Genomic DNA, 15,345 nt, shown 5'->3' with positions numbered 1-15,345 from the left:
GCAACGTGCGAAGAAGACACGGGGCCACCAGCCCGCGCCCGTCAGGAGGGAGCAGGGCATGCCACTGCTGACAGTAAGAGCCGGACGGTACCGGCGCGCCCTGTGACCGCAGGGCAGTGCTGCGATTGGGCGACTTCAGAGGGAGGATGTGTCGCCGTCGGCCCGGCGGTCGCGTTCAGCACGCGGCCAGACCGGGCATCTGCGGGTGCCGCAGGTGCTGCCCGCCGCAGTACACGGGCAGCGTGAACGTCTCCGGGCCCGGTGCGCCAGCCGCATCGTAGGCGTCCAGGACGTCCCCGACGCGTTCCCACGGCTGCACCGGCCCGCCCTCGCGCACCTCCCAGACACCACCGGCCGGGGCGAAGGTCGCGGCGGAACCGGTGACCACGTCGATCAGGTGCCACGTCGCCCACGGCCGTCATCTGGGCGTCCGGGACGGCGCTTTGGGCGAGGAACCGCACGTGGAATGCCTCCTCGGTCGCGGTGGTGATCCGCTGCGGGGAGTGCCGGGCCGTACGGCCCCTTTTCCGGGAGCCCTGCGGCCCAGTGGGCGGGGTTGCCGAACGCCGGCGCCGCGTGGGTGCGCGCGGACATGAAGGACACGGTGCCGCCCAGTAGCGGGGGCCCTCGGCGGTGCCGTCCTCGGTCACGGTGAGCAGGACGCGGGCGTAGGGACGGCCTGGCCTGCCGAGCCGTAGCCTGCATCCGGCCGCGGTAGGTCCCGCGCCCGGCTTCCGGACCGCCTGCCTAGAAGTCGCCGCCCGCCAGCTTCCACTCGCGGTGCAGGGAGCCCAGCGGCACGCTCCGCTGGAAGACCGGCGTACCGAAGATCGACAACTGGACCCGCAGGGTGCCCGACAAGTCGACCCCGCCGTACACACCCCAGGTGCCCTCGGCCTTCGGACCGCCGCCGTCCGAGGAGGTGGTGACCGTCCCGGAAGCCTCGCCGCGCAGATACGGGGCCAGGTCGGCGGTGACGCCGACGGTGCCGTAGAGGCCGACCGAGGCCTCGGCGCCGAGTGCCGTCTTCACGTCGCCGGCGGCGGTGACGGAGGCCCGTACCGGCGTGCTCGTCATGGTGGAGGAGCTGACCGGCGCCCAGCCCTTGGCCGGGCCGAAGGTGCCGCCCGCCTTGAAGTCGCCCTTGAGGCTCTGCTCCACGTCGACGGTGACCCGGCCGTCGCCGCTGAGCTGGACGTAGCAGGTCAGGTCGAGGTTGACGACGACGGGGACGGGGCCGACCTGCAGGACGGGGTCGGCGTGCAGCTTCGCGAACGGGATACGGAGCGGGGTGCCGGTGGCCGCGGCGGCCCGGCCCTTGACCGCCCACCCGGAGGTCCAGTCGCCGGACACGCCGAGGTAGGCCGAGCCGGGCGGCGCGTCGGTCCCCGCGCCGCCGTAGGTGAAGTCGACCTGCGGCGCGACCTGGACGAAGCCGGACACCGAGGCGGCGGCTGAGACGGGGGCGTCCTTGGCCGTCGGCACTGCGGCACTGACGTCGAGTCGGAGACTGCCGAGCGGCACCGCCGCGCCCTTGGGGCCGACGTGCACGTCACCGGTCTTCGACCAGGACACCTTTACATCGGGCAGCAGCTTGTCGACGGTGAAGGCGGACGGGTCGACCGGCACGGTGCCCTTCGCCGTGTCGTCGCCCAACAGTGCGTTGAGCGTGGCCGGTTCGGTCTGCACCTCGGTGCCGTGGTCCGTGTCGCCGATGACCTTGGTGACCTTCGCGAGCAGCCCGTGCGGCGCACCCGGCGCCGGGGCGCTGGCGATGACGTCACCGACGGCGGCGCTGTGCGGGGCGGGGGAGGACGCGGTGCTCGGTGTGCTCGACGGGGTCGGCGTACTCGGCCTGGTGGGTGAAGTACCGCTGCCCGCCCGTGACTTGGCGAGCACCGCGTGCCGGGTGCGGCTGTCGTACGAGCTGACGGTGAGCGCGGTCTTGTGTGCCTGCCGGCCCGAACCGACGGGGCCCGCCGTGGCGGTCGCGGTGGCCGCGGCGGCGGCGGCGACGGCAAGGGAGTGGTCCGGGCCGGCGGAGGGGTGGGCGGTGGCCCGGATCTCCTGGCCGTGGCCGGGTGCCGACTGTTCGGCGTGCGGCGCGGGCGAGGAGCAGGCGGCGGCGAGGAAGAGGGTGGTCACGGCGAAGGCGGGCAGGAAAGCGCGCCCGTGCCTCATACGTCTGCGCAAGGTCGGTCCTGTGTGGAGTGGGGGGTGGTGAAGAGACACCGGCGACCGGTTCTACTCGCAGGTAGAACCGGCCGGTAACTCGGTGTCGGGCCATGAGCATGCCATGGCGTCCGCACAGTTCCCTCATGATCCGGCCACATCTCAACGTGAGCTGAGCCACGGCGAGTTCTGGTCGCGGGGTGGCCGGATCCCTGGCTGTGGTGTCTCGGGACCTTGGTTACGCGAAGTCCTCGAAGGTGAGCTGCTGCGGGATGTCCGCGAGTGGTTCGGGCGGCTGGTCGAAGACGATCCGGTAGTCGCTCCCGGCGGTCCGGCTGATGGGCGGTCGGCCGCCGAGCGCGGCGTGCGGCCGCTCGTGGTTGTAGTAGTTCACGAACTCCGCGAGTGCGACGCGGCGTTCACGCTCGGTTGTGTAGTCGCGGACGTACGCCCACTCGCGGGAGAGCGTCCCCCGTTATACCTCTCCACCTTCCCGTTCGTGCGCGGCGTGTACGGCCTGGTCCGCTTGTGCTTCGTACTGGTCGCGGCGAGCGCGTCAGCCCAGGTCGTAGACCGATAGCACGCGCCGTTGTCGGTGAGACAGCGGCGGATCGGTGTGATGCCGTGGGCGGCGAAGAAGGCAACGGCCCGGTGCCAGAAGGCGACCGCGGTGACGGCCTTCTCATCGTCCAGGGCCTCGGTGTAGGCGAGCCGGGAGTGGTCGTCGAGCGCCGAATGCAGGTACGTGTATCCGACCTTGCCGGTGGCGGGACCGGTGCGTTTGGAGGCGCGGGCGGACTCGGTGCCGACGCCGTGCATCCGCCAGCCGCCGCCGGTCGGGATGCGTCCGAGCTTCTTGACGTCGACGTGGACCAGGTCGCCGACCCGGTCGTGCTCGTAGCGGATGACCTCGCGCAGCTGCTCGCCGGTCGGTGGGTCGAGGTCCCGGAGCCGGTTGAGTCCTCGCCTCACCAGGATGCGGTGGACGGTCGCGGGCGCGAGTGTGACGCTGTGCAGCCGCTGCAGGTCGGCGGCGAGCCGGGCCGGCCCGTGTTTGGTCTGCCGCCGCAGCGCCTCCACCAGGTCAGCGATGTCCTCAGGGGTGCGGGCGGGGCTGGTGGTGGGGCGGGAGGAGTGGTCGAGTAGTCCGTTCTCGCCGTGCGCGCGCCAGCGGGCGTACCACTTGGCCAGGCAGCGGCGGGAGATCCCGGCTTCCGCAGCCACGTGCGCGATCGGACGTCCGGCGTCGATCCGCAGACACAAGCGCGGACGTCCTTCGAGGGGCAGCGGTGCGGTCCGATGTCCCCTGCTGGTGGCGTTCCTGGACTCGGCGGCCGCGTTCACCGGGAGCCCTGGGGTCTCAGGGCTCTGAGGTTCCCCCGAGATGCGGATGAAGTTGACAGGGGGTCAGATGGGACTCATGAGAGGAACATCGACCATGGCTGCCCCCAGAAAGTACTCGCTGGAGTTGCGTGAGCGTGCGGTGCGGATGTATCGCACCACGGATCCGAAGCCGCAGATCAAGAAGCTCGCGGTCGATCTCGGGGTGCATCCCGAGGCCCTGCGCGGCTGGATCCGCCAGGCCGAGGCGGATGCCGGCGAGCGCGACGACCGGCTCACCACGGACGAGCGGGCCGAGCTGGCGGCGCTGCGCAAGGAGAACGCCCAGCTCAAGCGGGCCAATGACGTGCTGCGGACGGCCTCGGCTTTTTTCGCGGCCCAGCTCGACCCGACCCGGCCCAGGTGACGGCGCTCATCGACGAGCATCCCCGCCTGGGGGTCGAGCCCGTACTCCGGGAACTGCACATCCCTTCCTCCACCTACTACCGCTGGCGCCGGGCCGAGAAGGAGCCGTGTGAACGCATCCGTCGGGACGCCGAGCTGGCCGAGAGGATCCGCGAGATCCATGCCGATTCCGGCGGGATCTACGGCTCGCCGCGGGTGCACGCTGTGCTCAAGCGCGAGGACGTCCACGTCGGGCGCAAGCGGGTCGAACGGCTGATGCGCGAGGACGGCTTGGCGGGTGTCAGTCCGCGCCGCAAGGGCTTCACGCGCCGTGACCCGATGGCCACCCTCGCCCCGGACCTGGTGCAACGGGACTTCACGGCCGAGGCGCCGAACCGGTTGTGGGTCACCGATCTGACGATGGCCGCCACCGGCGAGGGGCCGCTGTGGCTCTCCGCGATTCGCGACGCGTTCTCCCGCCGCGTCGTGGCCTGGGAGACCTCCGCCCGCGCGGACGCCGACCTGGTGCTGACCACTCTGGAGTACGCGCTCGCCAGCCGAGAGGTCGAACCCGGAAAGCTCATTCATCACGCCGACCACGGCTGTCAATACACATCCATCAAGCTCACAACTCGCTTGATAAGAGCGGGAATTGAGGCGTCCATGGGATCGGTCGGAGACTCGTACGATAACGCCCTCGCGGAGAACCTGTGGATGCTGATCAAGACCGAGGGCCTGCGCGGACGCACCTTCGCCACGCGGGCCGAGGCGAACCTCGCGCTCTTCGAGTACATCGACGGCTTCTATAACAGCCGACGCATCCAGGAACGGCTCGGCTGGCTCAGCCCGATCGAGTTCGAAGAGAAGCACTACGCCGAGCAGGCGACCGCCGAACCAACGAACCTGAACACCCGTCAGCCCGTCTTGACCAGCTGATCAGCGACTCCCGCGCAGCGGGGGAACCTCACTCCCGCGTGAGCGGCTGTGCGTGGCGTCAGCGTGCGAACTTTTCGATGGCCGTTGGGGTGGCGGGGGTGAAGAAGTTGACGAGGTGGCCGTCGGGGTCGCGGAACAGCAGCGACCGGTTGCCCCACGGCATCGTGGTGGGCTCGTTGACGAAGTCGGTGACGAAGCCGGTCAGGTTCTGGTGAACGCGGTCCACGTCGTCGACGAGGAACTCGGTGATCACGCTGTGGTTGTCCGCCGGGCGAGCAGAGCCCGGGGCAAACAGCGGAACGGTGCGGGTGCCGGCGATCGCGAGGGTGGCGCCCCCGGTCTTGAGTTCGGCGAAGTCCTCGGTGGCCCACGTCGCCCGCGCCCCTGTGGCTCGCTCGTAGAACTCGACGAGGCGCGCTACGTCGCTGGTGATGATGCGGATCGAGACGAAGTCCATGGGGATCTCCTTGGCTGTGCTGGAGGCGTGCACGTCGCAGGCTAGGAGAAATAGTGGACAGAATCGGTCCTGTATTCGCGCTAGGCTGCGAGCGTGCCTCGACCCACCGGCCGCGTGCTGACACTCCTGGAGCTGCTGCAGTCGGGTGGCACCCGGACGGTGGCCGAACTCGCCGACCGGCTCGGCGTCGAAGGGCGCACCGTGCGGCGGTATGTGGACCAGCTGATCGACCTGGACGTGCCCGTGGAATCGGTGCGCGGCCGCTACGGCGGGTACCGGCTCGCCCCCGGGTACCGCTTGCCTCCGCTCATGCTCAGCGACGACGAGGCGCTGGCCGTGCTGCTCGGCCTGGTCGCCGGCCGCCGAGCAGGGTTGACGACGACGGAGCGCATGGCGAGCGAGACGGCATCGGCGAAGATCCGGCGGGTGCTGCCCAAGCGCATCGCCCGTCGGCTCGACTCACTCCTGGAAGCTCTCGCCTTCACGGATCAGCCCGATGATTTCGACACCCCGGACGCAGAGGTCCTGCTCACCATCGCCGATGCGGTGCGCCACCGCCGACCGGTCTCGATCCGCTACACCGACCGCGACGGACGGCGCAGCGAACGCACGCTGCACGCGTACGGGATCGTCGCCCATGCGGGCCGGTGGTACGTCACGGGCAAGGACGCCCAGATCGGCGCGGACCGAACCTTCCGGCTCGATCGCATCGCAGACGCGCGGATCCTGCCCGGCTCATTCGAAGCGCCTGTGGGTCCCGATCCGGCACATCGCCTATTGCCAGCCTTCGCCATGGCCGAGTACCGGCACGAGGTGACCTTGCGGATCCACGGGACGGTTGAGCAGATCCGCGCCCGCCTTCCCGCCAGCGTCGCGAACCTGGAGGAGTACGCGCCCGTGGCAGGCGAGGACCGGGCGACCGAGCGCTGGCTGCGCGTCGAGCTGCGGGCGGAGCGGCTCGATTGGTTGCCTCCGGTACTCGCCTCACTCGACCGGCCGTTCGTCATCGAGCGCCCCGCTGAACTGCGCGACCTCGTCATCGCGCTCGCCGATCGCCTCACGTCCTACGCCCGCCAAGCCTGACCGCGAGTAACCAATGTCATGAGATGGCACAGCTAGGGCTTCGACGGGCAGAACCGTGAGGCTGCCGGTGCGGCCACCGAGCCGGTCGTCGAGGAAGGAGGCCAGGGTGAACTCGGTCTTGGCCTCCCGCCGCACGGTCGCGTCCTGCAGTGCGGGAAGCGCCGGCGCCCCGAGACCTGTTGCCTGGCCCGCCCAGGGAGCGGTCGCACGTTTTGTCGCAGCGCAGGCCGGCGTGTGCTTGCGGGATGAGTCTTCCGGCGAGTCGTGCGGCGTGGGGCAGCGAGTGGCGCGAAGCATTTCATGATCAGTGGATGGAGTACGCAGGACGCCGATGTCTGGAGGCTGTACTTTGCCAGCCCCACAGGCGGCTGTGCGGCCAGGGATGTGCCGCGTCTGCCGACGGGTGGGGAGACACCTTCAGCCGTCGGGTTGACGGTGCGCCTGTGCGGTTTGTGCGGCCCAGCGACACGGAGCGTCCTACCTGGGTTGTCTACGAGCACGAGCGGTATCTCGGCACGGTGCATGCCCGTCCGGACGGCGACGGCCTGTGGCACGTACAGTCCACGGCTGAACAGTGCAGGAGCCTGGACGATGCGGTGAGGGTGCTGCGCAGGCCGCCTTCCTGGCCCCGGCAGCGGCAGCAGGTGGCTCACTGGGCACGCACTGTGCTGGCTGATCCGGCGCTGCTGCTGATCGATGTCCAGACCGCCGGCCTGGGCGCGCAGGCCTGGGCGGTGCAGATCGCGGCAATGGACGGCCGGAGCCGAACCCTGGTGAACGAACTCCTCGACCCGCGGGCGCCGATCACGGCGGCGGCCAGCGACCTGCACGGCATCACCCGCTCCCACATTGCCCACGCTCCCCGTTTCGCCGACCTCCTGCCGGAGCTGACCGGTGTTCTGGCGGGGCGGCGCTGCATCGCCTACAACGCCCGCTTTTATCCCCGCACTCCGGGTGCGTCTCAGGTGTCTCAGGGTGCAACTTCCGGCGCCACGCCCATGGCTGCTCGACCCAGGAGTGACCATCCCGCAGCAGGCTTCGGCCATCCACGGCATCTCCACCGAACACGCCCGCGAGCACGGGATGAAGGCGGCTCCGGCGATCGAAGAGATCAGCTCGGCCGTCACCGAGGTGCTGAACTCGGGGACCCCGCTGGTGGTGATGAACGCGCGGTACGACCTCTCTCCTCGACCGCGAGTGCCGGCGGTATGGGATAGCGCCCTTGGACGACCGGTTGCACGGAAAGGCATCGCCCGTCATCGACCCCTTGGTCCTGGACAAGCACGTGGATCGGTACCGGAAGGGGGCGCGGAATCTCCAGGCCCTCTGCGCGCACTACGGCGTGCCGCTCGATGACGCGCACAACGCCGTCGCGGAGGCGGTGGCCGCGGCACGTGCTGCGCTATCCATGGGGGTGAAGCACTCGGTCATAGGGGCCCTGGCGCCGACGGACCTGCACAACCTGCAGGTTCGTGCGGCAGCCGAGCAGGCCGCGTCGCTGCAGAAATACCTTCGACGTACCTCTGACCCGAAGGCGACTGTCCCTTCGGCCTGGCCTGTCATCCCGTACGTTGGCTGACGGCCGGATCCGGTCCTGGGACTGGTGAGGTCGTCGCCGAGGAACTGCGCTGCGGCGTCGACGCCCTCGCCCGGCACGTTGCGCAGCGCGATTCAGCCGCGCGGCGGCGGACGTAACATCCATCGTGTGCGGCTGGTGACAGGTTCTTACCTGCGCGTCCACCGAAGAGGTACCAATGCGGGCCGTTGACCTCTTCGAGACCGACCCTAAGACGCCGAAATTCAGGTAGACATCAAGCTCAGGACTGTCGCTGGGGGTTGTCCATGAACCGGCTCTCCCAGGCCCAGGCCGCGATCTCGACCCGATTGCGGACCTGAAGCTTGCGCTGGATGCTCGCCAGGTGGCTCTTGACTGTGCTCAGCGAGATGAACAACTCGGCGGCGATCTCCTGGTTGGTGCGGCCTCGCGCGATGGCTCGGATCACTTCCGTCTCGCGCTCCGAGAGCGGCTGCGTCGGCCTCGGCACGGTCGCCCTTCGGGTCGGCGCGAGGTTGCGCAGCAGCCGCAGTGTGATCGACGGTGAGATGAGGGCGTCGCCGGCGCTCGCCGCGCGGACCGCCTCGACCAGCAGGGTCGGCCCGGCATCCTTGAGGACGAAGCCGACCGCCCCGGCGTGCAGCGCGCCGTAGACGTACTCGTCGAGGTCGAAGGTGGTGACGATGACAACTCGCAGAGGGTCCGGCACGCCCGGCCCGGCCAGGGCGCGGGTGACCTCGATGCCGTCCAGCTTGGGCATACGGATGTCGATCAGGCAGACATCGGGGCGCAGCCGCCGGGCGAGGTCGACCGCCTCGGCGCCGTCGGCGGCCTCGCCGACTACGGTGATGTTCTCCTGGTCCTCCAGGATGAGCTTCAGGCCGCCGCGGATCATCGCCTGGTCGTCGGCCAGCATGACCTTGATCGTCACTGGCTCTCCTTCAGGAGAATCGGCACCTTGGCGAGCACCGACCAGCCGACTCCGGGCCTGGGCCCCGCAGCCAGGGTGCCGCCGAGCGCCTCGACCCGCTCGCGCATGCCGATCAGGCCGAACCCGCCCTTCGGCAGGTGCCGGGTATGACCGGGGGGCGCGTCGTCGGTGATCCTGACGGTGACGCCGCCCGGGTCCTGGGCGATGTCGACGGTGGCCGAGCGGGCGTGCGGCGCGTGCCGGGCGATGTTCGTGAGGGACTCCTGGACGATCCGGTAGACGGTGGAGGTGACCTCGGGCGGCCAGGGCGTCTGGTTCTCGGGCAGCCGGAGCTCCACGTCCGGCCCGTGTTCCTCGAACCGCCGGACGATTTCGGCCAGTTGTTCTGGGCTCGGCGTGGTGGGAGAAGTGGTGGCCGCGTCGTCGGTGTCGCGTAGCAGGCCGACCACGCGGCGCATGGCGGCCAGCGCCTCGCTGCCGGCCTCCTCGATGCCTGCCACGGCTTGGTCCAGCATCTCGGGCTGCCGCTTACCCACGATCCGCGCGGCCTGGGCCTGCACCACGATGCCCGTGATGTGGTGGGCGACCACGTCATGCAGTTCCCGGGCCAGGGTCAGGCGCTCGTCGCGCCGGACAGCCTCGGTGGCCATCCGGCGGCGGTAGTCCAGGAAACGCAGGCCGAGACCGGTCCCGAGGGCGAGGATCCAGACCTCCGTACCGACCCGGACCGGAGTGCTGGGTGCGTCTGCGGTCAGCCAACCGACAGTCATCAAAGCGAACCCGGCGGCCGCGATTCCGCCGGCCTGCCAGCGAGGCAGCGCCCGGATCGCGGAGCCGCCGAGGACCAGCAGCGCCAGTACGGCCCCGGCGCCCGGCTCGCCGGGCAGGTGCAGGAGCCTGGCGACAAGACCGGCGCCGCCCGCGATGGCCAGGCCGATGGCCGCTGCCCAGCCCAGGTGCCGCGCACGCCCGAGAGCGACCAGGCACACCACCAGGCCCACCCCGGTGTCGAAGGCCCAGGGGCGGCCCTGGCTCATGTACTGAACGGCCATGAACAGGAGGACAGCGGTGAACACGAGCCCCAGTGCCGTGTTGACTACGGCCTTCGGTCCCCAGACCGATCGAAGTGCGGTATTCACCCGGTTCACGCTACGCGATCGCCGGCGGCCCCCTGTACCGGCCGAAAGTACGAGCCGGACCGTTCTTTCGGCTGGTGTGACGGCCGACGCCTGCTCAGCATGCTGAGGACATGGCTGATCTCATCTCCTCCGCCCCGCACGTCCTCGCCGTCTCGACACTGGCCGAGAAGACCGAACGGAGCCCCCTGCTGTACGCCTGGTGGGCCCTCAACCTGATCGTCCTCGCCGGGGTTGTCTACGCCGTCTACTGGAGCGTCAAGAAGTGGCGCGCCAGCCGTGGGCGCGGCTGACCGGGGTCGTCCGTGCCCAGGGCACGGGATCCACGTCCTGACCACTTCGCCACCTCGATCGAGGAACACATGACACCAGTACTGGAAGCCGTGAAGCTGGGTAAGCGCTACGGCCGCCACCAGGCACTGACCGACTGCGACCTGAGCATCCCCCAGGGGCGCGTGATCGGCCTGGTCGGTCCCAACGGCGCCGGAAAGTCGACGCTGCTCAACATGTCCTGTGGGCTGATCCAGTCCACCTCGGGCACGATCCGCGTGCTGGGCGCCGAGCCCGCCGCAAGTCCGGCCCACCTGGCCAAGGTCGGCTTCGTCGCACAGGACACACCGGTGTACGCCGATCTGTCGGTCGCGGACCACCTGCGCATGGGCGCGAAGCTGAACCCCGGTTGGGACGGGCCGCTCGCGCAGCGGCGGATCGCCCAGATCGGACTGGACCCGAAGCACAGGGCGGGTCGTCTCTCGGGAGGCCAGCGCGCCCAGCTCGCCCTGACCATCGCGGCGGCCAAGCGGCCCGAGCTGCTGATCTTCGACGAGCCCGCCGCCGCACTCGATCCGCTGGCCCGCGCGGGCTTCCTGGACAACCTGATGGAGTTCGTCACCGACCTGGGGGCCAGCGCCATCCTCTCTTCGCACGCGCTCCCCGACGTGGAGCGGGTCTGCGACTACCTGATCGTGCTGGCCGACTCCCGGATCCAGTTGGCCGGCGATGTGTCCGATCTGCTGGCCGACCACCACCGGCTCGTCGGAGACCGCCAGGACATCGGTGAGCTGCCGGCCGACGTGGGGGTGGTCCACGTAGAACACGCTGTGCGGGAGAGCGCGGCGATCGTGCGTGCGGACCAGCGGCAGTTGGCCGGCGGGCCCTGGAGCGTGGAGACCCTCGATCTGGAGGAGCTGGTCCTGGCCTATATGACCCGGGCGAACCAGGCCGCCGCCCAGCACGCCCCGACGGTCGTGGAGGCACAGCGATGATCTGGCTGACTTGGCGCCAGTTCCGCGTTCAGGCGCTGGTGGGCTTCGGTGCCCTCCTGCTGCTCGGGATCTATCTGGTGATCCTCGGCCGACAGATCCACAGCAGCTACGACGACACGCTTGCGCACTGCACCGGCCACGGCAACTGCTCCGGCACACTGGGTACCTTCGCCGACCACTACAGCGTCCGGGTCGACCTGCTCAGCTACCTGCTGCTGGTGGTCCCCGGTGTCATCGGCATCTTCTGGGGCGCGCCGCTGATCAGCCGTGAGCTGGAGGCCGGAACCCACCGGCTGGTGTGGAACCAGAGCGTGCCCCGCAGTCGGTGGCTGGCGGTCAAGCTGGGCGTGGTCGGTCTGCTGAGCACGGCCTTGGCCGGGCTGTACAGCTTGCTGCTGACCTGGGCCTCGGGCCCGGTCAACACCGTCCTGAACAACCGCTTCGAACCGGTGCTGTTCGCCTCACGCAACATCGCGCCGCTGGGTTATGCGGCCTTCGCCTTCGTGCTGGGGACCACCCTCGGGCTGTTCGTCCGCCACACCGTGCCCGCCATGGGGGCGACCCTGGTGGTCTTCGCCGTGCTCCAGATCGTCGTGCCCACCGTGATCCGGCCGCACTACGAATCGCCGGTCCGCACCTCGGTGCCGCTCACCGCACAGGTGATCAGGGGCCTGACGAAGATCGGCACCTACGGTGACATCGGCGGGCTGCGGGTGCCCGGTGGGCCCTGGGTGGTGGAGACCACCGCCATGCTCAACTCCAAGGGCAAGGAGGTCGGGCACACGGCATGGTTCCAGGACTGCACCAACAACAAGTCGCTGACGGAGATGCCGAGTTGCCTGGCGAAGGGCAACCTCCACGTGGACGTCTCCGAACAACCGGCCAGCCGCTACTGGACCTTCCAGTGGCTGGAGACCGCGATCTTCACGGTCCTCGCCGGGCTGCTGACCGCCCTGAGCTTCTGGCGGATCGGCAGCAGGCTCAACTGATGCCGGCACGGCTGGGGAATCCTTGGCCGCATGGCCTCAGCGGCCGGTCGGTTCCCGGCCGGCCGACGAAGCCGCGGGCCGCGGCGACCCGGCGCCGGGTGCGCATTGCGGCGTCGTGCTCCAGGCTGCGCCGCGCCGGTTCGCTGTCGGCGGGGTCCTGGCTCTGTGCGAGCCGGTCGAGGATGTGCGGGGGGGACGATAGTGCAGAAAGCAGCTGCGGTCTCCATACACAGCAATGTGGTACAGCGTGATCGACATCTCACTCAACGTGCTGGGGTTGGCTGAAATGCTGTGCGCCACCGTGGCGTGTTCGAGACCTTGACCAAGGCCGTGAAACGATCTTTGCGTGGCTCGTGGGGATCTGACGGACGAACAGTGGGGGCGGAAGGCTGCCGAGCGGGCGCACGAGTCGTCACGGCCTCGGCCATGACCTTTGTTCGGCCGGCTGTCACTGGCGAAGGTCGCAGGCGCTGCTTGGCTCCGGCGGTCCACAACGGGGCTCGCCGGCCTGCTGCTCGGCATCACCGGCTGGACCCAGGACGAGATCGACACCAGCGTCGCCCTCCAGACCGAGCTGAGGCAGTTCGGCGCCGGCGGCCGGGTGATGCACGACCCGAGCCCCGGCGCCCCGGCCCGCTGGACCATGCGCTGGAAGACCGCGCTGAACGCCTTCGGCATCACCTTCGACGGTCGACTCTCAGCAGCCCGTCAGTAACCAACAACCCAGTTACACCGCTTGTTCGGCTCTGGCTCACATTCAGTGGTAACGCACTGTGATGCGTACAAGTTGAGCTCGGCACCCTGCCGTTGTTGGTGGAAGCGGCAATGAGGGCGCATCCCACCTCGTGCCGTTGGTCGGCTGACGTGCGTCCGGAAGAGCCTTCACCTGCTGAAATGACTTTCCGCGATTCCTACTGCTCTGCGTCACCACCGGATGTGAGTCAGAGCCGTTTGTTTGACAGACCCGCCGATCAGGTTCTGCGTGAGATGACCATGATGTATTCGCAGGGAGCGTTGGTTCGGTTGGCGAAGCCGTGGCTCGCGTCGGCTTGGAAGAACAGGGAGTCGCCTGTGTTAAGGGTCTCGCTGATCCCGCCGACCGCGACGGTGAGGGCGCCTTCGAGCACCACGAGTTGTTTCTCCGTACCCGGCGGATACGCGGGCAGCAGCCCGGTAGAGACCTGCGCGGGGAGGTAGTGGACGACCATCTCGGCTCGTCCCGCGCCCGGGGCCGCTGACACGATGTGCCGTTCGAAGCCGGTTTCCGGGTCACGGAAAACGGGTCGATCGTTCTTGCGCATGACAACGGCCACACCGGACGCGGCAGCAGCCGGCGCACCGATCAGGTCCGAGAGCGACACATCGAGCGCGTGAGCGATCCTGGACGCGACGCCGATCGTCGGGCTCTTCTCGCCGCGTTCGACCTTGGACAGCATCGCCCGGCTGACCGACGACTGTGTGGAAAGCTGCTCCAGTGTCAGGCCCGCCTCCTCGCGGCGTCGCCGCACGTTACTGCCGAACGCGCCGGCCAGGTCGTCACCGTGCTGTGGTTCGGCCGCGTTTCCGTCTTGCTCTACCACCGTGCTCCTCGATCGATGGGTACCTCGCTGCCCACAGTGTGGTTTCTTCTAAAGAAGATATGCTCTTCTATCGGAGACGCGCGATGTGCGCCCGACACGACGGAGGGGTTCCATGCGTTTAATCTCGAGTGGCCGGCACCATGCCACGTTCGAATTCGGCGATCTGCAGGTGATCTCGTTGCGAGACGGGTACATCGACATGCCGCCGACACGGCTCCGCGACGAGGATGGGTGCACGCTCGATGAGCTGCCAGCCGCCGTCCCGCTGGCCGGCGACAACTTGCGGCTGTCGGTCAACGCCTTCTTCGTCACCGACGGCACGCGGTCGGTTCTCATCGACACCGGCGCGTCCAACGCCTGGCACGACCCCACCATGGGATTGATCTACGACGCGCTCGACGAAGCGGGAATCGACCGTGCGCAGGTCACCGATGTGGCCATCACTCACAAGCACGAAGACCACGTGAGCGGCCTGATCGCGCCGGACGGTTCAGAGGCGTTCACCAAACTCGAGCGCGTGTGGATCGGCGCGGGCGACACCTCGGTGTTCACGGGGCGGCTCGAACCGATCCGCGACCGGGTCGTACCCGTGTCGGAGAAGGTCGCGATCAACGACTGGACCACCGCGATCCCGACACCGGGCCACACACCCGGTCACACCGTCTACGAGGTCAGGAGCGGCACTGGCCACCTTCTTGCCTGGGGCGACACCGTTCACGTTCCCACGCTCCAATTCGATCAGCCGAACGTGTCCTGGGAGCTCGACGGCAACCAGTCCCAGGCCCGCGCCGCGCGAGCGGCGCTCCTCGAACAACTGACCCAACCACACCACTTCGTAGCCGGCGCCCACCTCGACTCACCCGGCATCGCCCGCGTAACCCCCTCCGGCGACGGTTATGCGCTGGAATACCTCGCACCACCGATCGGCTGATCGAGCCTGTCGGCTCCGGGCCGCGCTCGCGTACTCCGGCACGGACTCCTTCACCTACGCCGCGGGCGACTCCCGCGGCGGCAGCGCCACCGCGACAGTGACAGGTGTCGTGGGTCAGTGAAACTGAGGGGTCTGTACGGTCTTCGGGTCTGGCCCGTAGCCGGTGGTGACGCTGGGTGTTTGTCAGGGCAGGAGGATGCGGTGGCGGAGGAGGTTGAATCCGGCGCGCCCGTGTATCTGTCTCATGATCCTCTTGGTGCGGGTGTTGACGCCTTCGGTGCGGCCGTTGTGGTAAGGCAAGGTCAGGCCGGCGTCCACGGCGGCTGCTCATGGGTTCCGAGGCCCGGGTGCTGGGGCATGGCGGTATCCGGGCCGTCGTGCGGGCGGCTGCGGTGAGTGAGACGACGGTCCGCAAGGGCGTGTTCGAGCTGGAGGCCGGAGAGGAGCCGCTGGGAAGGGTGCGGCGGCCGGGAGGGGCCGCAAGCGAGTAGCGGATCTCGATCCGGGGCTGCGGCCCGCGCTGCTGGCATTGGTCGAGCCGGACGAGCGGGGTGATCCGATGTCGCCGCTGCGGTGGACGGTGAA

Annotated in this window: 14 protein-coding genes and 4 pseudogenes; 11 read left to right on the top strand and 7 right to left on the bottom strand. The window is 69.1% G+C overall.

Annotation, left to right across the window (positions count from 1 at the left end; all coding sequences use genetic code 11):
* Positions 1-175: 175 nt before the first annotated feature.
* The 3 genes and pseudogenes from ACWD35_RS42620 to ACWD35_RS42610 all read right to left on the bottom strand — a co-directional run.
* A pseudogene (locus ACWD35_RS42620) lies at positions 176-671 on the bottom strand (ATP-grasp peptide maturase system methyltransferase); the annotation flags it as partial.
* A 76-nt stretch (positions 672-747) separates the two neighbouring features.
* A complete protein-coding gene (locus ACWD35_RS42615) occupies positions 748-2,193 on the bottom strand; it encodes a hypothetical protein (RefSeq protein WP_451356724.1) in 1,446 nt (481 codons plus the stop codon).
* A gap of 217 nt (positions 2,194-2,410) precedes the next feature.
* Positions 2,411-3,516 (bottom strand): annotated as a pseudogene (locus ACWD35_RS42610) (IS481 family transposase).
* Positions 3,517-3,610: 94 nt separating this feature from the next.
* Between ACWD35_RS42610 and ACWD35_RS42605 the strand changes: the two are divergent.
* Together ACWD35_RS42605 and ACWD35_RS42600 are read left to right on the top strand one after the other, a co-directional pair.
* Positions 3,611-3,919, top strand: a complete 309-nt coding sequence (locus ACWD35_RS42605) for a transposase (protein ID WP_220647995.1) — start codon at positions 3,611-3,613, stop codon at positions 3,917-3,919.
* A complete protein-coding gene (locus tag ACWD35_RS42600; protein WP_451356723.1) occupies positions 3,916-4,833 on the top strand; it encodes an IS3 family transposase in 918 nt (305 codons plus the stop codon). The genes ACWD35_RS42605 and ACWD35_RS42600 overlap by 4 nt, the downstream gene beginning before the upstream one ends.
* A 58-nt stretch (positions 4,834-4,891) precedes the next feature.
* Here ACWD35_RS42600 and ACWD35_RS42595 read toward each other — a convergent pair whose 3' ends face one another.
* Positions 4,892-5,290 (bottom strand): VOC family protein, encoded by a 399-nt coding sequence (locus ACWD35_RS42595; protein ID WP_451356722.1) that lies wholly within the window; start codon positions 5,288-5,290, stop codon positions 4,892-4,894.
* Between the two features lie 93 nt (positions 5,291-5,383).
* Between ACWD35_RS42595 and ACWD35_RS42590 the strand changes: the two genes are divergently transcribed.
* Both ACWD35_RS42590 and ACWD35_RS42585 read left to right on the top strand, forming a co-directional pair.
* Complete coding sequence (locus tag ACWD35_RS42590) at positions 5,384-6,373, top strand: helix-turn-helix transcriptional regulator (RefSeq protein ID WP_451356721.1); 990 nt, start codon at positions 5,384-5,386, stop codon at positions 6,371-6,373.
* A gap of 894 nt (positions 6,374-7,267) precedes the next feature.
* A pseudogene (locus ACWD35_RS42585) lies at positions 7,268-7,952 on the top strand (exonuclease domain-containing protein).
* Positions 7,953-8,190: 238 nt separating this feature from the next.
* Here ACWD35_RS42585 and ACWD35_RS42580 read toward each other — a convergent pair.
* Entirely contained in the window at positions 8,191-8,844 is a 654-nt protein-coding gene (locus ACWD35_RS42580; RefSeq protein WP_451356725.1) for a response regulator, read from the bottom strand.
* Between the two features lie 11 nt (positions 8,845-8,855).
* A complete protein-coding gene (locus ACWD35_RS42575; protein WP_451356720.1) occupies positions 8,856-9,998 on the bottom strand; it encodes a sensor histidine kinase in 1,143 nt (380 codons plus the stop codon).
* Between the two features lie 110 nt (positions 9,999-10,108).
* Between ACWD35_RS42575 and ACWD35_RS42570 the strand changes: the two genes are divergently transcribed.
* The 4 genes from ACWD35_RS42570 to ACWD35_RS42555 all read left to right on the top strand — a co-directional run bounded on the left by ACWD35_RS42570 (position 10,109) and on the right by ACWD35_RS42555 (position 12,964).
* Positions 10,109-10,288: a hypothetical protein gene (locus ACWD35_RS42570; RefSeq protein ID WP_451356719.1), complete on the top strand. Its 180-nt coding sequence runs from the start codon at positions 10,109-10,111 to the stop codon at positions 10,286-10,288.
* 69 nt (positions 10,289-10,357) lie between these two features.
* Positions 10,358-11,260: an ABC transporter ATP-binding protein gene (locus ACWD35_RS42565; RefSeq protein WP_451356718.1), complete on the top strand. Its 903-nt coding sequence runs from the start codon at positions 10,358-10,360 to the stop codon at positions 11,258-11,260.
* Positions 11,257-12,249, top strand: a complete 993-nt coding sequence (locus ACWD35_RS42560; protein ID WP_451356717.1) for an ABC transporter permease subunit — start codon at positions 11,257-11,259, stop codon at positions 12,247-12,249. Before ACWD35_RS42565 ends, ACWD35_RS42560 begins: the two co-directional genes overlap by 4 nt.
* 433 nt (positions 12,250-12,682) lie before the next feature.
* Positions 12,683-12,964 (top strand): hypothetical protein, encoded by a 282-nt coding sequence (locus tag ACWD35_RS42555; protein WP_451356726.1) that lies wholly within the window; start codon positions 12,683-12,685, stop codon positions 12,962-12,964.
* A gap of 256 nt (positions 12,965-13,220) precedes the next feature.
* Here the strand turns inward: ACWD35_RS42555 and ACWD35_RS42550 are convergent, their stop codons facing one another.
* The gene (locus tag ACWD35_RS42550) at positions 13,221-13,829 is read right to left on the bottom strand and encodes a helix-turn-helix domain-containing protein (RefSeq protein WP_451356716.1); all 609 of its coding nucleotides are present in this window, start codon (positions 13,827-13,829) and stop codon (positions 13,221-13,223) included.
* A 112-nt stretch (positions 13,830-13,941) separates the two neighbouring features.
* Between ACWD35_RS42550 and ACWD35_RS42545 the strand changes: the two genes are divergently transcribed.
* The 3 genes and pseudogenes from ACWD35_RS42545 to ACWD35_RS42535 form a co-directional block, all read left to right on the top strand.
* Positions 13,942-14,760 (top strand): MBL fold metallo-hydrolase, encoded by an 819-nt coding sequence (locus ACWD35_RS42545; protein WP_451356715.1) that lies wholly within the window; start codon positions 13,942-13,944, stop codon positions 14,758-14,760.
* Positions 14,726-14,881: an Ig-like domain-containing protein gene (locus ACWD35_RS42540; protein WP_451356714.1), complete on the top strand. Its 156-nt coding sequence runs from the start codon at positions 14,726-14,728 to the stop codon at positions 14,879-14,881. The genes ACWD35_RS42545 and ACWD35_RS42540 overlap by 35 nt, the downstream gene beginning before the upstream one ends.
* A gap of 208 nt (positions 14,882-15,089) precedes the next feature.
* A pseudogene (locus ACWD35_RS42535) lies at positions 15,090-15,345 on the top strand (ISAzo13 family transposase); the annotation flags it as partial.

Source organism: Streptomyces sp. NPDC002671 (assembly GCF_053592475.1).
This window is presented reverse-complemented; position numbering and strand designations above follow the sequence as displayed.